Here is a 19,777-nt window from a genome sequence, read left to right as displayed (position 1 = left end):
GTACTTGTAATTTAGCCAACGTAACCTATTGTATTTTTCCGATAAAATCTCATGGAAAAATAAACTTACGTATGATATACTGACGTAGCATATTCTGTGTAAGCATATATGCAACCGGAATTATACTTAAGCGATGTATTTTCATCTGATGGAAGGAGACTCCTTTTACAATGTTTGGTCTTTTTGGTGGACACGATATGGGCATCGATCTCGGTACTGCAAATACACTGGTGCATGTAAAGGGCAGGGGAATCGTACTGCGCGAGCCCTCCGTTGTTGCAATAAAGAATGATACGGGAGATGTGCTTGCCGTCGGCGAGGAAGCAAAGCAGATGATCGGGCGTACACCCGGCAATATTGTCGCGATTCGTCCAATGAAGGACGGCGTGATTGCGGATTTTGACGTGACGCAGGCGATGTTGAAATACTTCATTCGTAAGGCAATGCGCTCAAAGTCGTTTGTCCGTCCGCGTGTGGTGGTCGGTGTTCCGTCAGGGGTCACGGAGGTAGAAAAGCGTGCGGTCATCGATGCTGCACAACAGGCAGGCGCACGCGAAGCATATCTCATTGAGGAGCCGATGGCTGCGGCGATCGGTGCAGGGCTTCCGGTCGAAGAGGCAACGGGCAGTATGGTCGTCGATATCGGCGGGGGTACGACGGAGATCGCTGTAATTTCGCTCGGCGGCATCGTGACGAGCCGATCTATTCGAATCGGCGGCGACGAGATGGACTCTGCAATTGTGCAGTACATCAAGCGCATGTATAATCTCATGATCGGTGAGCGCACGGCGGAGGAGATTAAGATCACGGTTGGCACCGCGATTGTAACGCCGGACATGGATCGTACGATGGATATTCGAGGGCGGGATCTTGTAAGCGGTCTCCCAAAGACCCTGACGATTCATGCGAAGGAAATTCGGGAAGCGCTGAACGAGCCGATCTACAAGATCATTGATGCAGTGAAGACCACACTCGAAAAGACGCCCCCGGAACTCGCGGCAGACGTCATGGATCACGGCATCATGATGACGGGCGGCGGTGCTCTCCTGACGAACCTCGATAAGCTTCTTTCACACGAGACGGGAATGCCTGTTCTCGTTTCGGAGGACGCGCTCTCCTGCGTTGGCGAGGGGACGGGGCGGACACTTGAGAACATTGGTCTCCTCAAGAGTGTTGTCATGGCATCGAAGAAACTGAAACAATGATTGACAGACTCGGACGGGCAAGGCAGTCGGGACCAAAGATCTGGGCGTTGCTCTTCGTTCTGTTGGCTCTGTTCTGCATCATTTTCTTTGCCGCACGAGGGCGGTTTCAAGCATCCGCATCGACGAGTACAGTGGGCACAGTGCTCGCACCGTTCGAGATGGCAGCCTCATGGTGCGGCAGCCGGATTAGGTCACTGACGTCGAATATTTGGGAGATCGCAACGGTACATGAGCAGAATAAAATGCTCAAAAACGAGATCGAACAGCTGCGGCAGGAGAATACTGCGGCAGAGGAGTACGCCGCTGAAAATATGCGCTTGCGCGAACTCCTCTCGTATAAGGAGTCTGTGCATCAGTTTGATCTCCTTGCTGCACGTGTGATCGGACGTGACGCGGCGTTCTGGACGAGCACAATCGTGGTCGACCGTGGCGCAAAGGACGGCGTTCGAGAGAACATGCCAGTCGTTACGGGCAAAGGTCTTGTGGGACGCATTATGGAGGTCGGCCCGGTCTCGTCCAAAGTACAGCTTATCCTTGATGTGCGTTCCTCCGTCGGAACACTCATTCAGCGCGCCGATTCGCGTGTGAACGGCATTGTCACAGGGACGCTGGACAATCCGTATATGCCGCAGATGGTCAATATCCCGCGCAATGCCGATGTTGAGGACGGCGACGCCGTTGTGACGTCGGGCTTTGGCGGGGTCTATCCGAAGGGACTCATGGTCGGTCATGTTGCTGCACAGAAGAGCGATGACAGTGGACTCCTGAAAGTTGCTGTCATTGAGACGGCGGTGGATTTTCAGCGCCTCGAGGATGTGGCGATCATCACAGCATCACGTGAGGCACCGCCCGATCCTATCCAAGCGATGCCCTTGAGCCCGGGGGCTGCCGCAGCGGCAGAGATTTCGGCGGCACAGGCAAAATCGGTACAGACAAAGGCGGAGTCGCAGTGAAGAAATATCGATTTTTAATCCTGTTTTTCATTGCCCTCTTTGTCTTACAGTTTTCTTTTATGCCGCTTATCGCTGTATATGGTGTGGTTCCGGATTTACTTCTCTTGGCGACAGTGTCTTATGCATTCCTCCGCGGCAGTGCAAGGGGGAGCTTGGTTGGCTTTTCTCTCGGGTTGCTGGAGGATCTCAGTATCGGTTCTTTTTTTGGACTGCATGCCTTCACATTGACGCTCATCGGGCTTTTCTTTGGCAGGTTTTCTGATCGCGTGTTCAAAGAACAGTTTTTTTTGCCGATTACGGCGTCCATTGCGGCGACAATCGCTAAATATGTGATTTCAGCACTGATCGTGTATTTACTCGGCTATCGGTACAATCCGTTTTTGCACATGGGGCGCGTACTCTTTTTATTGCTGATCTTTCAGCTGATTTTCGCCTATCCGATTCATTGGATGACGTTTCGGCTCGATAAACATATGAGTCAGCCAAAGCGTTAGGAAAGGATATTCTTGGAGTGTAACTGTGAACGAAAATGAAGATTTCAGCAGCCGCCTGCAGTTCCTGCGCGTGGTAGCGGTCTGCATCATTCTCGTCCTCATTGGTCGCGCAGGGTATCTCCAAGTATATGATGGAGAGCTGTACGCGCGCCTCGCGGAGGGCAATCGTATCCGTATCATTCCTGCAGAAGCGGCGCGGGGGACGTTTTACGACCGCAACGGTGAACTCCTCGTAACGAATCGACCCGGTTTTACCGTATCGTTGCTGCCGCTTACAGAGCCGATTTCGCCCGAGGTCATTGCGCGTGTGTCAGCGCTGATTCATGTACCGGTCGAGGAGATTCAAAAGAAAATTGATGCGCATATCGGTTTTGATCCAATTCGTATTAAAAACGATGTCCTGCCCGATATAGTTTCCATTATCGAGGAGCAAAAAGACAGTTATCCGGGTGTTGTTGTCGAGGTATTGCCTGTACGCGACTATATTTTCGGCGAATATGCTGCACATGTATTCGGTTATGTCAGCGAGATCAACGAGGAGGAGCTGGAGCGCCGCAAGGGTGAGGGGTATAAGTCCGGCGATATCATCGGTAAATTTGGTCTTGAGCGTGTCTATGACAAGGAAGTGCGCGGCATCAAAGGCGGTGAGCAGGTTGAGGTGGACGTCTCGGGACGCCCTGTGCAAATTCTGGGACGTCAGTCCCCTATACCGGGAAATGACCTTGTACTGACAATTGACAGCCACATCCAGGAGGCAGCCGAGCGTGCGGTTGACGATCAGCTTGCCGCCGTCCATGCCCATGCTGCGGCGGCGGTCGTGATGAACCCCCAGACAGGTGAGATCCTCGCGATGGTGAGTCGTCCCGCGTTCAATCCGAATCTCTTTGCGGGCGGAATCTCGACCGTGAACTGGAATATGCTCAACAACAATCCCTATCATCCGATGGATAACAAGGCGATTACGGGAGAATATCCGCCCGGTTCGACGTTTAAGATTGTGACGGGAACGGCGGCACTTGCAGAGCACAAGGTCACAGCGCAGGAAAAGATTTTTGATTCGGGGCGGCACTGGATTATTCCAAAGACCAATGCGGGGGGAGAGGCGCTTGGCTGGATTGATTTTGAGCAGGCGATGGCACACTCCGACAATGTGTACTTCTATGAGATGGGAAACCGCCTCGGCGTGGATACACTCGAGCGTTATGCACGTCTATTTGGACTCGGTACGCGGACGGGTATTGACCTTCCTTATGAGGCAGAAGGGCTTGTACCGAACCGCAAGTACAAGGCAGATAACTACGAGGACGGCGAATGGTATCTCTCAGAGACCTTTGATGCAGCGATTGGTCAGGGGTTCAATCTTGTGACACCGCTGCAGGCGGCGATGGTCGTATCGGAGATTGCGGCAAACGGGCAGCGTTACCGTCCGCATCTTGTACAGCGCATTGTCGATGTAAATGGAAATACAGTGCGAGAGATCAAACCGGAGCTGCTTTCTACTTTAGAGGTTGATCCAAGCGTGATCCATCATGTGCAGGAAGGTCTGCATAGTGTGACGAAACTCGGCACGGGCACGGAGCTCTTTGCCGGATTTCCCGTCGATATTGCGGGTAAGACCGGGACGGCAGAGAACTCACAGGGCAGAGACCATAGTTGGTTCGTCGCATACGGTCCTTATAAGAATCCGAATGTCGTAGTGGCGGTCATCGTGGAGCAGGGAGGGTTTGGTTCGGTTGCGGCAGGACCGATTGCGCGGCGGATTCTCGAGGCGGCATTCGGTCTTGATAAACAGATAGAGAGTACGCAGGGGAAGAGTGAGGGAAGTCAATGAGTGAGGATAAGATCAAGATTAAGGGAGAAAACAACGGACTGATGCTTGCTTTTCCGACGGATATGTCCTTTGCGGAGATTGTGGAGGAACTGGGGAGAAAACTCGAGTCCGGCTCCGGATTCTTTCTGCGCGGTACGCTTGTATATGTGCCGCGGGATTTGTTTTCCAAAGACGAGCTGAAGGAGCTGCAGGAACTCTTTCGGACGCACGGTCTTATCTGTCGCCTTGCCAAACCGGTGCCGGCAAAGTCGCCAGCGAGGCAAATTGCGGCAGAGAATCCTCTGTTAGACCAACCGGAAGAGGCACACCACTCTTCAGTACAGGTCGCAGCAAAGTCCTCGGAACTCCGGCAAATGCTCGTCATTGACAAGACACTGCGCGGTGGACAGGCAGTTGAGACGGAAGGCTCCGTCATCGTATTCGGCAACGTCAACCCCGGGGCACAGATCATCGCGGGCGGCAGCGTCGATATTCGGGGTACGTGCCGCGGCGTCGTCCATGCGGGGGCAGCGGGGGATTCGACTGCATTTATTATCGCAGATCATCTGATGCCGACACAGATTCGCATTGCGAACTATGTGGCGCGTTCACCGGACGAACCGGAGGACTCCGGCAAGGCGGAGCGCGCCTATGTGAGGGACGGTCAGATTGTTATTGAACCAATAGAGAGGTAGGATAGCATATGAGTGAGATCTATGTGGTGACATCGGGCAAAGGAGGCGTCGGCAAGACGACGACGACTGCCAATATCGGTGTCGGATTTGCTATGCGCGGCAAGAGCGTTGTGCTCATTGACACCGATACAGGGCTGCGTAATCTCGATCTCCTGCTTGGACTTGAGAACCGCATTATGTACGATTTGGTGGACGTGACGACAGGGCGTGTACCGTATAAGAAAGCGCTTGTTCGTCATAAGAAATACGACTCTCTCTATCTTTTACCAACCTCTCAGGTCAAGGATAAGAGCGCGGTGAATCCGGAGGAGCTCGCGGCGCTCTGTGAGGAGTTGCGTCGTGCATATGATGTCATCATCATCGACTGTCCGGCGGGTATCGAGCAGGGATTCAAGACAGCAATTGCCGCCGCCGATACTGCCATTGTCGTGACGATGCCGGAGATCTCTGCGGTGCGCGATGCGGACAAGATCATTGGTGAACTGGGGCGCGCAGATAAAGAGGACATACGTCTTATTGTCAACCGTATTCGTCCGAAGATGGTGGAAAAGGGCGACATGCTCGATATGAACGACATTGACGATATTCTTTCCGTCGGCTGCATCGGTCAGATTCCGGACGATGAGACGGTCGTTACGAGCACGAATCGCGGCGAGCCGTGCGTGACAATGCCGGATTCCCCCGCGGGGCAGGCATATCTTGACGTGGTAGGCCGTCTCTGCGGCGAGGACATTCCGTTTCGTGAATTTGCAAAGGAAAGTCTCTGGGAGACGATCAAAGGCAAACTCTTTGGGAAAAATTAAGGAGGGGCGAACGTGATTGATGCACTCAAGAGGCTTCTCGGCAAGAAAGAAAGCTCCGGCTCCGTTGCGCGCCGCCGTCTCCAACTTGTCATCATCAATGATCGGGCAAATGTATCGCCGGAGATCATGGATAATATGCGCGCGGAGATCATACAGGTGATCTCGAAATATATGTATATTGATACGCGTGAAATGGAGTTTGCACTCGAGAACGAGAACGACACGATGGCACTCGTGGTCAATATTCCCGTCGTCAGCGTACAGCACGGCGGCTCCGGCGGGCGATGATACTATCAAAACGTCTGCTGCGACGTACGGATCTCACACTGATTATCGCAGCTGCGGCGATCGTTATCATGAGCCTCGTCATCATCGGCAGCGCGACACATATCAATGCGCCGAGTGATGAACGCTATTGGTTCGTACAGCGCCAGGGCGTTTCGATCCTTGTGGACATTGCACTTGCAGTTTTTTTGATGAACTTTGACTATAAGATTCTGCAGCGATATGGAAATTATTTCTATATCTTCAATCTCGTTTTGCTGATTTTGGTCATGCTGGTTGGTCAGACGGCGCTCGGCGCCCAGCGGTGGATTGCACTCGGTCCCATCAGCATACAGCCCTCGGAATTTTCAAAACTCATCATGATCATTGCGCTCGCAGCGATGCTCGAAAAGCGCGGCGGGAAGATCAACACGCTTGGCGAACTCCTCCCCGTCGCTGCCTATGTCGGCGTGCCGTTCCTGCTTGTGCTCAAGCAGCCGGATCTCGGTACATCGCTCGTCTTTCTTGCGATTTTCTTTGGTATGGTCTTTGCCGCGGGAATTCGCCTGCGGATGCTTGCGTGGATCTTCGGGCTGGGGATCGCGGCAATGCCTGTCGTTTGGCATTTTCTCAAGGGCTATCAGAAAATGCGCATCATGGTCTTTATGGATCCGAACGTCGACCCGCTCGGCGCGGGCTATCACATCATCCAGTCCAAGATCGCGATCGGCTCGGGAATGCTCTTTGGCAAAGGACTGTTCAGCGGGACGCAGAGTCAGCTCAACTTCCTGCCGGAGAACCATACGGACTTCATCTTCTCCGTCGTGGGAGAGGAGCTCGGATTCGTCGGATGCGCCGTGTTGCTCCTGCTCTATCTCATCATCCTGTGGCGGGGAATACGGATCGCGCAGGATGCGAGCGATCTCTTCGGGCGGCTGCTCGCGGTCGGCATCACCTCGATGCTCGCGTTCCATGTGCTCGTCAACGCGGGCATGACGATGGGGATCATGCCCGTCACGGGGATTCCGCTGCCGCTCATGAGCTACGGCGTCAGCTCACTCACGACGAATATCATGGCGATCGCGATTCTGCTGAACATTCAGCTGCGGCGGCAAAAACTGCTGTTTTAGAAGGTTGACATCACTGTGGGGCTGCTTGCCTGCGTGCGGCAGTCCTTTTTATTTGAAGTATTTTGAATCATGGAGGAATGGGAAGAGATGGTGCAGCTTGATCACAGCATCCTGCAGTCCGTATTAAAGCCGGCGCGGTATACGGGCGGCGAGTGGAACGCCGTCCGCAAGGACTGGGATGCGGCGGCGTGCCGGTTCGCGCTCGCGCTCCCCGACGTCTACGAGGTCGGCATGAGCAATCTCGGACTTGCCATCCTCTACGAGATATTGAACCGCCGCGCGGACATTCTCGCCGAGCGCGTCTATGCGCCGTGGGTGGATATGGAGGAAAAGATGCGGGAGAAGGGCATCCCGCTCTTTTCCCTCGAATCGCGCCGGGAAATCCATACATTTGACTTCCTCGGATTCTCCCTCCAATACGAGATGATCTACTCCAATGTGCTCAATATGCTCGACCTTGCGGGCATCCCACTCTATGCATCCGCGCGCGGTGAAGATGCGCCGTTCATCGTCGGCGGCGGTCCATGCGTCTATAATGTCGAGCCGATCGCGGACTTCTTCGACTTCTTTGTCATCGGAGAAGGCGAGGAAGTCATTCTCGAGATCGCGGACGCCTTCATCGCGTGGAACGCGGCGGGGCGTCCGGGCGGGCGGCGCGGTTTCCTGACGCGCCTGCTCGACGTGGACGGCATCTATGTGCCGTCCTTCTACGAGCCGCAGTATGACGCGGCGGGGAACTTTACCGATCTGCGCCCGCTGCATCTCGGGGCGCGCCCTGTCATCTACAAGCGCGTCGTCAAGGACATGGATGATGTGATGTCCGTCGAGCATCCGATCGTCCCCTATATGGACATTGTGCATAACCGGCTGATGCTCGATCTCTTTCGCGGCTGCTCGCGCGGCTGCCGGTTCTGTCAGGCGGGCATCGCCTATCGCCCCGCGCGCGAGCGGACGGAGGCGCGCCTGCGGCGCATGGCGCACGGACTCACGGAGGCGACGGGATATGATGAGATGAGTCTCACCTCGCTCTCCTCGGCGGATTATTCGTGCCTCGGACGTCTCGTCGACGATCTCATGGACGATTACCGCGGCGAGCAGATCAGCTTCTCCCTGCCGTCGCTGCGCATCGACAGTTTTTCCATCGATCTCGCACACAAGATGCAGCAGGTCAGAAAGTCGGGGCTGACGTTCGCACCCGAAGCGGGGACACAGCGGCTGCGCGACGTGATCAACAAGGGCGTCACGGAGGAAAACCTCATCGAAGCGTGCGGCGCGGCGTTCCGACACGGGTGGAAACAGGTGAAGCTCTACTTCATGATGGGGCTGCCGACCGAGACGGACGAGGACATCATCGGCATCGCGCGCCTTGCAAAAAGGGTCGTCGATCTCTACACGGAGATTCGTGGCAGGCGCGGTGTCAAGGTGACGGTCTCCGTCTCCTGCTTCGTCCCGAAGCCCTATACCCCGTTCCAGTGGTTCGGTCAGCTTTCCATCGAGGAATTCCAACGGAGGCAGCAGCTCCTCAAGGAGCATATCACGGATCGCTCCATTTCGTTCCACTACCACGACGCGCGGCTTTCCGTCATCGAGGGCGTCTTTGCGCGCGGCGACCGCCGCCTTGCGCCCGCGCTCTATGAGGCGTGGAGAAACGGCGCGAAGTTCGACGGCTGGTCGGATCTCTTCGACGACGCACGCTATTTTGCCGCGTTCGAGACCTGCGGCATCGACTGGACGTATTTCAGCAGGCGGACGCGTACGATCGGCGAGCCGCTGCCGTGGGCGCACACGTCCCCAGGAGTGCTCGAGCGGTTCCTCCGGCAGGAGTGGCAAAAGGCGCTTGCCGCCTCGCTCACGGTCGACTGCCGCCGCACGCACTGCACAGGTTGCGGCATCTGTCCGACACTCGGCGTCAACATTGTCGACTACGCGGCGGTGGAGCAGCAGCGCACGGCAGAGGAGGTGCAAGCGGCGCCCGCAGAAGTTTTGCCGACTGCGGCGCAGACCGACGAAACGAACGTAAAAAATCCCCCGCAGGAGCGTACGTTGACGACCTATCGGGGACTGATTACGAAGGGAGAGGAGTTGCGTTACGTCTCTCATCTCGACTATGCGAATCTCTTTGTGCGGGCGTGCAGGCGCGCGCATTTGCCAATGGCGTATTCCGAGGGGTTCAATCCGCATATGAAGGTGGCATTCGCCTCCGCGCTCTCCCTCGGCGCGGCAAGCGATGCCGAATACGTCGATTTTGAGATGACGGAAGCGCTCCCCGGCGCCGAGGTGATGACGCGGCTGCGCCGGCACCTGCCCGTGGGGGCGGACATGATTCGCCTGCGGATGCTGGAGGGCAAGCACAAGGCGCTCATGGCGGACGTCGACGAGGCACGCTATCGCATCGCCGTCGCCTATGCGGGGGATGCCGCGCCCATAGAGGAGAGCGTGCGCCGCTACAACGAAGCCGAGATCGCCGTGTGGTACCGCGTTACACCGAAGAAAAAACGCGAGATCGAGACAAAGGCATATCTAAAGTCTCCCGTCACTGTCCGCATAGAGGGCGGTCGGCTCACCTTTTGGATGAATCTCGTCGTCACGCCTGCGGGCAGTGTCAAGCCGATCGAAATCCTCACGCTCATGGCACGGGACTTTGACCTGCCCATCGATCCCGGCGAGGCGTATGTGACGCGCATCGGGCTGTTCTCCGAGGGGCGGGCGCTCATCGACCGCTAGTTTCACGGCTTCGGGCGCAGGATGAGCGGCTGAATCTTCGCATCCTCCGCCGTGCGACGATCAATATAGTTTTGCGACTCCATAGCGTCAAGCACAATCGCTTGGCGCTTTTTTGCCGCGATGAAATCGACGAAGGGGGAGAGCGTTGACGGCGCGTTCGGGATGCCCGCGAGCATCGACACCTCGGGGAGGTCGAGCGCGTCGGGGGATTTCCCGTAGTATCCCTCCGACGCCGCGCCCACACCGTAGAACCCCGCGCCGTAGTAGACGACGTTCAGATACATCTCGAGAATTTCGGGCTTTGTGTACGCGAGTTCGATGTCGAGCGCGAGCAGCAGTTCCTCCGCCTTGCGCGTGAAGGTCTGATCGTTGGCGAGGAAAAGATTTTTGACGAGCTGCTGCGTGATCGTGCTCGCGCCCTCCTCGATGCGCCCGTTCTGAATGTTGACGAGCGCCGCGCGCGCCATGCCCGTCGCGTCGAAGCCCATGTGCGTGTAAAAGCGGCGATCCTCCACCGCGACGACCGCACGCCCGAGGTCGGGCGCGATGCGGTCGATGGGAACGTAGTCCGAACGGTTCAGACGAGCTTCGATCGCGCGGCGGATGAACAGCACGCGTATGATGCGCTCCCCGGCATCCGGCTCATAGATCTCGTGAAGCTCGTTTGCGGGCTTTTGCCGTTCGGCATCCGGCAGCAACAGACCGATGCCCTGCCAAGTGCGCGGGAAGAAGAGGAACGTGCCGGCGCAGAGGACGAATACGAGGAGGACGAGGATCAGACACAGCAGTCCCGTGCGTTTCTTGGATGTGCTTTTCCGCCGCGCGGTGCGTTTCTTTGTGCCTTTTGTCCCTTTTGTTCCCGTACTCTTTCGACGCCGCCGCTTCGGCGGAGACTGCTCATTTTGCTCTTCTGTCATGGAGACTCCCGTTCTCTCTGTCCATAAAGTAAATCGACCGGATGCGCGCGCACATCTCCTCCAGATTCGACGGCACGAGCCGGATATTGTAGCCGACGAACATCGGCGACGTGGCAAAGCGCGGCAGTACCTTCACAAAGATCTCCTCGCCGTCGTTGTAGAAAAAGATATTGTAGCTGTCCAGCCGCCGATGAAAGCGATGCATCAGGAAATCCACCGCGATTTGAATATAGTCCGCGATCGTATCCGTGTCCGACGCGTCGCGCGGGACAATGTTCAGCTCCCAAAAGCCGACGCGCGGCTCTGCGGAGAGACTCAGCGTCACGCCGTCCTTTTCCGCGACTTTGAGACCCTCGAAATCGCTGCGGCGAAAGAGAAGCTGCGTCTGCAAATGAGGGAAGCCCACGAGCTGCATGTGCGGATGGCGGATCGTCCCGCCCGAATAATGACCGTAGTTCTTAAAGAAGAGCACCGCCTCGTACTTCCCGCTCCGCCGCAGACGCGCCCAATGTCTCATGCCGAACGCGATGAGCCGGTGCATGTGTTCGGGCGTATAGTCCGGCATGTCCGCCCAGCATTCACTGCCCTCGATGAGCACGAACTGATCCGCGCCCTCAAGGACATTGTATTTATTTTTCAGCAGAATGATGTCGCCGTCCGTCTCGATGATGCCTGTGAGCTTGTCCGGCTCGCAGAACGGGCAGGCGGCTTCGCTGTGAACGATATTCTCCGGCTTTTGTCGACCGATGTTCGTGTTGAATAAGGCGAGATTGATGTCCATAAAACTGCTCCAAATCCTTCGGGTACGTTGTCGATGCTCTTATTATAACGCAAAGCGCGGATTTTCTGTAGCCGTTTCGGAAAAAATGTGCGCGGCACGCCGCCGTCTTTATGATATAATAGTGTGCATCATCAACGGAAGAAGAGGAACGCATATGAGGATCGATCTGGTCACGCTCTTTCCCGAAATGTTCGCGGGCGTTTTTAGCAGCAGCATCATCGGCAGAGCGGCGGCGCGCGGCATCTTGGACATACACTATACGAACTTTCGCGACTACTCCACGGATAAGCACCGCCACGTCGACGACAGCCCTTTCGGCGGCGGCGCGGGTATGGTCTTAAAGCCTGAGCCGATGTACGCCGCCGTCCGCGCTGTCAGGGAGGAGAGCGCGGCATACGAGGGGGGGCGATGCACGATCATCCTTGACCCCGCCGGCGATGTGTTCACGCAGGAGACCGCAAAAGAACTCGCCGCCTACGAGCAGCTCATATTGATTTGCGGACATTATGAGGGATTCGACGCACGCATCTACGACCTCGCCGACCGCCTCGTCTCCGTCGGCGACTTCGTACTCACCGGCGGAGAGATCCCCGCCATGCTCCTCGTCGACGCCACCGCGCGGATGCTGCCCGGCGTTCTCGGCGACGACACGTCCGCGCCGACGGACTCCTTCTATGACGGACTGCTCGGCTATCCCCAGTACACGCGCCCGCGCTCCTTCGAGGGGAGGGATGTCCCCGATGTCCTCCTCTCCGGCAACCACGCCGAGATCACGCGCTGGCGCCGCCGCATGTCCCTCCTCGCAACCCTCCGGCGCCGCCCGGAGCTTTTAGAGAGGACGGAACTCACGGAGGAGGAGCGCGCGTTTTTAGAGTGCCGGGAATATCGCTTATTGCCTCGGATTCGACGAGGCGATGATCCGTGACTGGTGCAGAGCGGCCAACTATGTCCTTGCCGGCAATCTGCTGTCGGCGAACTGCGATTTGGTCTGCGAAACGCCGGAGGGAAAAGCACTCTTTCTGCATCAGCCGCAATGATTTTTACAGATATAGAAAACGCCCCCATGAGAACAACCTGTCCTCATGGGGGCATTATTTTCGTATGTATTTTACTGTGCCGCAGCCGCCGGCTCGCCGATGGACTCGTTGAGCGCGTCGATGAGCGCGTCGATGTCGATGCCGTGCGCCATCGCGCCCTGCTCGATGTTCTCGAAGTGCGCCGCCGCGCAGCCGAGGCAGCCCATGCCCGCGTTCATGAGGATGTCCACGGTGTCGGGGTACTGCTGAACGATGTCGATGATGCTCATATCCTTGGTGATAGCCATAATATAAACCTCCTGTATGGGAAACATAAAGCGATCGTAGAAGGAAAATCCTTCAAGTTATTCCGATTATAACACATCTTTCAAAAAAGAAAAGTATCAAATGCAACTTTTGTATAGATATGTGTTCATATATCGCATAAGAACGCGCGAAGATTGACGTTCTCGGTGTTTTTTGGTATAACATAACAAGCATATTCATTAAAATAACGTACTTTGAAATAAAATCCGGTGAAAGAAGGAATCCCTGTGAGCAATCTTGAGGTCGGTATTGTCGGTCTGCCGAATGTGGGCAAGAGCACGCTGTTCAACGCGATTACGAAGGCGGGCGCGGAGGCGGCGAACTATCCGTTCTGCACGATCGAGCCGAACGTCGGCGTGGTGGCGGTGCCGGATGCGCGCCTGACGGCGCTGACGGATCTCTATCATTCTAAAAAAACGACGCCTGCGAGCGTGCGGTTTGTCGATATTGCGGGGCTTGTGAAGGGCGCGTCGAAGGGCGAGGGGTTAGGAAATAAGTTCCTTGAGCACATCCGCCAAGTGGATGCGGTCGCGCATGTAGTGCGCTGCTTTGAGAGTTCGGACATCACGCATGTGGGGGGGGCTGTCGATCCGCTGCGCGATATCGACATCATCGAGACGGAGCTGTGTCTCGCCGATCTTGAGGCGGTGGAAAAGCGCGCGGCGAAGGTGACGAAGCTGCTGAAATCGGGGAGCAAGGAGGCAAAGGCGGAAGCCGCGGCGCTCGAACGCCTGAAATCCGTGCTCGACGCGGGGCGTCCCGCGCGCGAAGCGGAGCTTTCGGAGGAAGAACAGGCGCTCCTGCGTGATCTGAATCTCCTCACGCGCAAGCCGATCCTCTATGTCGCGAATGTCGGCGAGGACGAGGCGGCAACCGCCGACGCGGAGAATCCACATGTGAAAACGGTGAAGGAGTATGCGGCGCGCACGGGTGCGCAGGTCGTTACGGTGTCGGCGCGTCTGGAGGAGGAGATCGCGGAGCTCGACGCTGAGGAAGCGGCGGTGTTCCTTGAGGATCTCGGACTCAAGGAGAGCGGTCTTGACCGTCTCATCCACGGTGCATTTGCGCTGCTCGGACTTCAGACGTTCCTGACGGCGGGCGAGGACGAGTGCCGTGCGTGGACGATCACGCGCGGCACGACCGCGCCGAAGGCGGCGGGCAAGATTCATACGGATTTTGAGCGCGGCTTCATCCGCGCGGAGATCGTGAGCTATGACGATCTCGTCTCGCTCGGCAGCGTCGCGGCGGCGCGCGACAAGGGGCTGGTGCGTCTTGAGGGTAAGGACTACGTGATGCAGGACGGCGATGTGGTGAATTTCCGCTTCAACGTCTGAGCCGCCGCGCGCGGAGAAGATTTTCGCTCCCCACGCTGGACAAGCGCGTGCTTTTGCGCTACAATGCATTCGGTCAATTTGAGCGCGTATATTTTGAAAGGAAGTGAAGAGCATGGACGACACACCTTTGCAACCGAAATCGCATCGACAATATCCGTCCTCTCTTCGCTCCGCAGATTTGATTTCGCATTGACGGAGGAGGGCGGTTCGGAAAGGAGCGCTCTCCCTTGCTGCAAATTTATAAATCCATGGAATCGGGACCGCTGCAGGAGCTGTCCCTCAAGACGCTCAGCAAAGGCGCGTGGATCAACATCGTGAATCCGACGCCGTACGAGCTGAAGGTGGTCAGCACGCTCACGGAGGTTGACCCCGATTTCCTGCGGTCCGCACTCGACGACGAGGAGCGGTCGCATACGGACATTGAGGACGATTCGGTCATGATCCTGACGAATGTCCCGGTCTATCGCGGAGAGGACAGCTATGACACGCTGCCCCTCGCGATCATCCTCACGGACGAGCACGTGATTACGGTCTGTCTCGAAGAAACGCCCGTCATGGCGGAGTTCAACGAGCGCACGGCAAAGCTGTTCCGCACCTACAAGCGGACGCGGTTTCTCTTTCAGATTCTCTATAAATCGGACGTGTTCTATCTGCGCTATCTGCGTCAGATCAGCAAGCTCTCCGAGGAGATCGAGGATCGCCTGCGCCACGACATGAAGAACAGCGAGATTCTGCGTCTCCTGCAGCTCCAAAAAGGTCTGACGTATTTCAACGCGGCGCTGCGCTCGAACGGCGCGGTGCTCGACCGGCTGATGCGCCTTCGGACGAATACGTCGGTGCATCATATCATTAAGATGTACGAAGAGGACGAGGATCTGCTTGAGGACGTCATCATCGAGAACAAACAGGCGCGCGAGATGGTCGAGATGTATAGCAAGATCCTTGCGCGGCTCGCGGATACGTTCTCGTCGATCGTCTCGAACAATCTGAACCTCGTGATGAAATTTCTCGCGGCGATCACGATTATCCTCGCGATTCCTACGGTGATCTCAAGCTTTTTCGGGATGAATGTGCCCGTGCCGTTTACGGACGATCCCTACGGATTTGTGCGCGTTGTCGTCATTGCGTCGCTCGTGTCGACGGGCGCGGTGTACCTGCTCTGGCGGAGGGATATGTTTTGATACGCGAGGAACAGCTCCTGCGGGGCATCATCTTTGGCGACAAACGGACTGCCGAGTATGTATATATGCCGGGCAGTGAGGTCGGCGCGCAGACGCCTGTCTATGTATACGAAACGGAGACGGGTCGCGCGGACATCGACCTCGACGAAGCGCTGCGTCTCATCCGCGTGCGGGATCTGAGACCAACGGAACATCCTTTGCTTGGACGAACGAGCTGCTGACGGCGGCTCGTTTTTTGATAGGATTTATAGATGATTTCATCATAAAAAACAATGGATAAACGGCGTCGGTTCTACGTTTGAGAAAGTCTATCGTGTTTACAAGGGCGTTTTTCCGTTGTATAATAAACGAAAAGTATAGGAGGAGTGTGCCTTCATAGATATTTTTTCTGATTCTTGTTATCAGAAGAGTTTGCAAGGTCATATATTTCTATACTACTGTGGATTATATTTCAAACTGATGGGGAAATGTATCAATATTTCTCTTTTAGGAAGGGAGCAGTAAGATGGCGAAAAAAATGAAGACGATGGACGGCAACACAGCCGCCGGTTACATTTCGTATGCCTTTACGGATGTGGCGGCGATTTACCCGATCACACCGTCTTCGCCGATGGCGGAGCATGTGGACGGTCTCGCCGCAAAGGGTATGAAGAATATTTTCGGGCAGAAGGTACGTCTCATCGAGATGCAGTCCGAGGCGGGCGCGGCAGGAGCAGTGCACGGTTCGCTTCAGGCGGGGGCGCTCACGACGACCTACACGGCGTCGCAGGGACTCCTGCTCATGATTCCAAATATGTATAAAATTGCGGGCGAGCTGCTGCCCGGCGTGTTCCATGTGAGCGCACGCGCGATTGCAGCCTCCTCGCTGAATATTTTTGGCGACCATCAGGACGTCATGGCGGCGCGCCAGACGGGCGTCGCGATGCTCGCAGAGTCGAGCGTGCAGGAGGTCATGGATCTCGCTGCCGTCGCGCATCTCGTCGCGATCAAGGGGCGCATTCCGTTCATCAACTTCTTTGACGGATTCCGTACGTCCCACGAGATTCAGAAGATCGAGGTCGTGGAGTACGACGATCTCGCAAAGATCCTCGACTGGGATGCGGTGAACGCGTTCCGCCGCCGCGCGCTCAACCCCGAGCATCCGGTCATTCGCGGTACGGCGCAGAACCCCGATATTTACTTCCAAGGACGCGAAGCGGTCAACAAGTATTACGACGCCATTCCGGCGCTCGTCGAAGAAGCGATGGCGCAGATGGCGAAGATCACGGGGCGCGAACATCATCTCTTTGATTATTACGGCGCGCCCGATGCCGACCGCATCATCATCGCGATGGGCTCGATCTGTCAGACGGCGGAGGAGGTCGCGGAGTACCTGAACAAGCAGGGTGAGAAGGTCGGTCTCCTCTCCGTCCATCTCTTCCGGCCGTTCTCGCTCGAGCATTTCTTCAAGTATCTGCCGAAGACGGTGAAAAAGGTTGCCGTGCTCGACCGCACGAAAGAGCCCGGCTCAATCGGCGAGCCGCTGTACCTCGACGTCAAGGCGGCGTATTACAGCTCGGGCATGAACCCCGTCATCGTCGGCGGCCGCTATGGTCTCGGCGGCAAGGACACGACGCCGGATCAGGTCTTTGCGGTCTATGAGGAGCTGAAGAAGGACGATCCGATCCACGGCTTTACCCTCGGCATCGAGGACGACGTGACGCATCGCAGCCTTACGCCGATCCACGGCGACGTCAACCTCACGAAAGAGGGGACGACGGCGTGCAAGTTCTGGGGGCTTGGTTCGGACGGTACGGTCGGCGCGAATAAGAGCGCGATCAAGATCATCGGCGACAAGACGGATATGTATGCGCAGGCGTATTTTGCCTACGACTCGAAGAAGTCGGGCGGCATCACGATGAGCCATCTGCGTTTTGGCAAATCACCCATCATCAGTCCGTACCTCATCAATAAGGCGGATTTCATCTCCTGCTCGCAGCAGTCCTATGTCCGTCAGTACGACCTCCTCGCGGGTCTCAAGAAGGGCGGCAAGTTCCTGCTCAATACGGTCTGGAGCGACGAGGAGCTGAATACACATCTGCCTGCATCGATGAAGCGCTATATCGCGCAGAACGAGATCGAGTTCTACACGGTGAACGCGGTTCAGATCGCGCGTGAGCTTGGTCTCGGCGGACGCTTTAACATGGTCATGCAGTCGGGGTTCTTCAAGCTCGCTAATATCATCCCCATCGAGGATGCTGTAAAGTACCTCAAGGATGCGGTTGTTTCCTCCTACGGGAGCAAGGGCGAGAAGGTCGTCAACATGAATAACGGTGCGATCGATCACGGCATCGAGTCCCTGCACCGCGTTGACGTTCCTGCGGCGTGGAAGGATGCCGTTGACGAAGAGGTAGAGGTCAACCCGCGGACGCCGCAGTTCATCACGAAGATCCAGAACGTCATGAACCGTCAGGAGGGCGATAAGCTCAAGGTCTCCGATCTCACCGGCATGGAGGACGGCACGTTCCCGCTCGGCGGCACGGCGTACGAAAAACGCGGTACAGCGATCTCCGTTCCTGTCTGGAACAAGGAGAAGTGCATTCAGTGCAACCAGTGTTCACTCGTCTGCCCGCATGCTTCCATCCGTCCTGTGCTCACGACCGATGAGGAGCTTGCGGCGGCGCCCGAGGGATTTGAGTCCATCAAGTCGAAGCCCGGCAAGGCGCAGAACCTCAATTTCACGATTGCGGTCTCCACGCTCGACTGCCTTGGCTGCGGCAACTGCGCGCAGGTCTGCCCGGGCAAGGCGCTCGATATGACCCTGCTCGATGACAAACTCCGCGATGCGCAGAAGTATTTCGACTTTGGCGTCGATGTGGAGAAAGTCTCGATCAAGAATACGCCGATGAAGAAGACCACCATCATCGGATCGCAGTTTGAAAAACCGCTCTTTGAGTTCTCGGGCGCGTGTGCGGGCTGCGGCGAGACACCGTATGCAAAGCTCGTCACACAGCTCTTTGGCGATCGGATGCTGATCGCAAACGCAACGGGATGCTCCTCCATCTGGGGCGCGAGCGCACCCGCCATGCCATACACGACGAATGCGCAGGGACAGGGACCCGCATGGGCGAATTCCCTGTTCGAGGATAATGCAGAGTACGGTCTCGGCATGCATCTCGGTACGAAGTCCATCCGCGAAGCGCTTGCATCCGCGATGATCGAAGCGATCGAAGCGCAGAAAGGCTCCGAGGAGCTGCGCGCAGCGATGCAGGCATGGCTCGACAAGCGTGACGAGGGCGAGAGTACACGTGACCGTGCGAGCGCGCTCAAGAGTCTCCTCGAGGCGGAGAAGGGAAGCGATGAGCTCCTTTGCCGCATCTACAGCGATAATGACTACTTCGTCAAGCGCTCGCAGTGGATCTTTGGCGGCGACGGCTGGGCATACGACATCGGCTACGGCGGTCTCGACCATGTGCTCGCATCGGGCGAGGATATCAACGTCATGGTGTTCGACACCGAAGTTTACTCCAATACGGGCGGACAGGCGTCGAAGTCCACGCCTGCGGCCGCCATCGCGGAGTTCGCTGCGACGGGCAAAAAGACGAAGAAGAAGGATCTCGGCATGATGGCGATCTCCTATGGCTACGTCTACGTCGCACAGGTGGATATGGGCGCCGATCAGAATCAGGTGCTCAAGGCGATCAGCGAAGCGGAAGCATACCCCGGCCCCTCCCTCATCATCGCGTATTCGCCGTGCATCAACCACGGCATCCGCAAGGGCATGGGCTGCGCACAGCTCGAGGGCAAGCTCGCCGTTGAGTGCGGCTACTGGGCAAACTATCGCTACAATCCGCAGCTCGTGGATACGGGTAAGAATCCGTTCAGTCTTGACTCCAAGGAGCCGGATTTCTCGAAGTTCCAAGAGTTCCTTATGGGCGAGAACCGCTACATCAGTCTGAAGAGCAGCTTCCCCGAGGCGGCTGAGGCGCTCTTTGAAAAGACGCAGAAGGACGCGGAGACACGTTACAACAGCTACAAGAAACTCGCGGGCAAAGCGTAAATCAAAAGACTTCGTCCGCTGCGCTAAGGAGAGGGGGCACCGTACAGATCTGTACGGCGGCTCCTTTTATCATCTGAAAGCCCTCTGAAAGAAAGTATTCAGAG

General features: G+C 56.6%; 17 protein-coding genes. 14 read left to right on the top strand and 3 right to left on the bottom strand.

Features of this window, described 5'->3' with window-relative positions:
- The first annotated feature begins 170 nt into the window (after nucleotides 1-170).
- The 9 genes from K341_RS0103300 to K341_RS0103260 all read left to right on the top strand — a co-directional run bounded on the left by K341_RS0103300 (nucleotide 171) and on the right by K341_RS0103260 (nucleotide 10,078).
- Nucleotides 171-1,205, top strand: coding sequence for a rod shape-determining protein (locus tag K341_RS0103300; RefSeq protein ID WP_009348678.1), 1,035 nt, complete (start codon nucleotides 171-173; stop codon nucleotides 1,203-1,205).
- Entirely contained in the window at nucleotides 1,202-2,158 is a 957-nt protein-coding gene (gene mreC, locus K341_RS0103295; protein ID WP_009348679.1) for a rod shape-determining protein MreC, read from the top strand. Before K341_RS0103300 ends, mreC begins: the two co-directional genes overlap by 4 nt.
- Nucleotides 2,155-2,652, top strand: a complete 498-nt coding sequence (gene mreD, locus K341_RS0103290) for a rod shape-determining protein MreD (RefSeq protein ID WP_009348681.1) — start codon at nucleotides 2,155-2,157, stop codon at nucleotides 2,650-2,652. The genes mreC and mreD overlap by 4 nt, the downstream gene beginning before the upstream one ends.
- Nucleotides 2,653-2,677: 25 nt before the next feature.
- Nucleotides 2,678-4,483, top strand: coding sequence for a penicillin-binding protein 2 (gene mrdA / locus K341_RS0103285; RefSeq protein WP_026761845.1), 1,806 nt, complete (start codon nucleotides 2,678-2,680; stop codon nucleotides 4,481-4,483).
- Complete coding sequence (gene minC, locus K341_RS0103280; RefSeq protein WP_009438433.1) at nucleotides 4,480-5,157, top strand: septum site-determining protein MinC; 678 nt, start codon at nucleotides 4,480-4,482, stop codon at nucleotides 5,155-5,157. Before mrdA ends, minC begins: the two co-directional genes overlap by 4 nt.
- A gap of 8 nt (nucleotides 5,158-5,165) precedes the next feature.
- The gene (minD, locus tag K341_RS0103275) at nucleotides 5,166-5,960 is read left to right on the top strand and encodes a septum site-determining protein MinD (protein WP_009348685.1); all 795 of its coding nucleotides are present in this window, start codon (nucleotides 5,166-5,168) and stop codon (nucleotides 5,958-5,960) included.
- A gap of 12 nt (nucleotides 5,961-5,972) precedes the next feature.
- Entirely contained in the window at nucleotides 5,973-6,248 is a 276-nt protein-coding gene (gene minE, locus K341_RS0103270; protein ID WP_009348687.1) for a cell division topological specificity factor MinE, read from the top strand.
- On the top strand, nucleotides 6,245-7,354 hold the full coding sequence (gene rodA / locus K341_RS0103265) for a rod shape-determining protein RodA (RefSeq protein WP_026761844.1): 1,110 nt from the start codon (nucleotides 6,245-6,247) through the stop codon (nucleotides 7,352-7,354). Before minE ends, rodA begins: the two co-directional genes overlap by 4 nt.
- An 87-nt stretch (nucleotides 7,355-7,441) precedes the next feature.
- Nucleotides 7,442-10,078, top strand: coding sequence for a TIGR03960 family B12-binding radical SAM protein (locus K341_RS0103260; protein ID WP_026761843.1), 2,637 nt, complete (start codon nucleotides 7,442-7,444; stop codon nucleotides 10,076-10,078).
- Between the two features lie 2 nt (nucleotides 10,079-10,080).
- Here the strand turns inward: K341_RS0103260 and K341_RS0103255 are convergent, their stop codons facing one another.
- Nucleotides 10,081-10,995 carry a transglycosylase domain-containing protein gene (locus K341_RS0103255; protein ID WP_026761842.1) on the bottom strand — a complete coding sequence of 305 codons (915 nt, stop codon included), beginning with the start codon at nucleotides 10,993-10,995 and terminating at the stop codon, nucleotides 10,081-10,083.
- Nucleotides 10,976-11,776 (bottom strand): DUF4931 domain-containing protein, encoded by an 801-nt coding sequence (locus K341_RS0103250; RefSeq protein WP_026761841.1) that lies wholly within the window; start codon nucleotides 11,774-11,776, stop codon nucleotides 10,976-10,978. Before K341_RS0103250 ends, K341_RS0103255 begins: the two co-directional genes overlap by 20 nt.
- 154 nt (nucleotides 11,777-11,930) lie before the next feature.
- On the opposite strand from K341_RS0103250, the gene trmD reads away from it, so the two are divergent.
- The gene (trmD, locus tag K341_RS0103245; protein WP_026761840.1) at nucleotides 11,931-12,701 is read left to right on the top strand and encodes a tRNA (guanosine(37)-N1)-methyltransferase TrmD; all 771 of its coding nucleotides are present in this window, start codon (nucleotides 11,931-11,933) and stop codon (nucleotides 12,699-12,701) included.
- Nucleotides 12,702-12,884: 183 nt separating this feature from the next.
- Here the strand turns inward: trmD and K341_RS0103240 are convergent, their stop codons facing one another.
- Nucleotides 12,885-13,100 (bottom strand): DUF1858 domain-containing protein, encoded by a 216-nt coding sequence (locus tag K341_RS0103240; protein ID WP_009438538.1) that lies wholly within the window; start codon nucleotides 13,098-13,100, stop codon nucleotides 12,885-12,887.
- A 246-nt stretch (nucleotides 13,101-13,346) separates the two neighbouring features.
- Here K341_RS0103240 and ychF point away from each other — a divergent pair, with 246 nt between their 5' ends.
- The 4 genes from ychF (at nucleotide 13,347) to nifJ (ending at nucleotide 19,673) form a co-directional block, all read left to right on the top strand.
- Nucleotides 13,347-14,453 (top strand): redox-regulated ATPase YchF, encoded by a 1,107-nt coding sequence (gene ychF, locus K341_RS0103235; protein WP_026761839.1) that lies wholly within the window; start codon nucleotides 13,347-13,349, stop codon nucleotides 14,451-14,453.
- A gap of 227 nt (nucleotides 14,454-14,680) precedes the next feature.
- Entirely contained in the window at nucleotides 14,681-15,634 is a 954-nt protein-coding gene (locus K341_RS0103230; protein WP_026761838.1) for a magnesium transporter CorA family protein, read from the top strand.
- Nucleotides 15,631-15,855, top strand: a complete 225-nt coding sequence (locus K341_RS0103225) for a hypothetical protein (protein ID WP_009658025.1) — start codon at nucleotides 15,631-15,633, stop codon at nucleotides 15,853-15,855. Before K341_RS0103230 ends, K341_RS0103225 begins: the two co-directional genes overlap by 4 nt.
- Nucleotides 15,856-16,139: 284 nt before the next feature.
- A complete protein-coding gene (nifJ, locus tag K341_RS0103220; protein WP_026761837.1) occupies nucleotides 16,140-19,673 on the top strand; it encodes a pyruvate:ferredoxin (flavodoxin) oxidoreductase in 3,534 nt (1,177 codons plus the stop codon).
- Nucleotides 19,674-19,777 lie beyond the last annotated feature (104 nt).

It is taken from the genome of Centipeda artemidis DSM 19719 (assembly GCF_000426665.1).
In the GTDB taxonomy this organism is placed as follows: Bacteria; Bacillota; Negativicutes; order Selenomonadales; family Selenomonadaceae; genus Centipeda; species Centipeda artemidis.
This window is presented reverse-complemented; position numbering and strand designations above follow the sequence as displayed.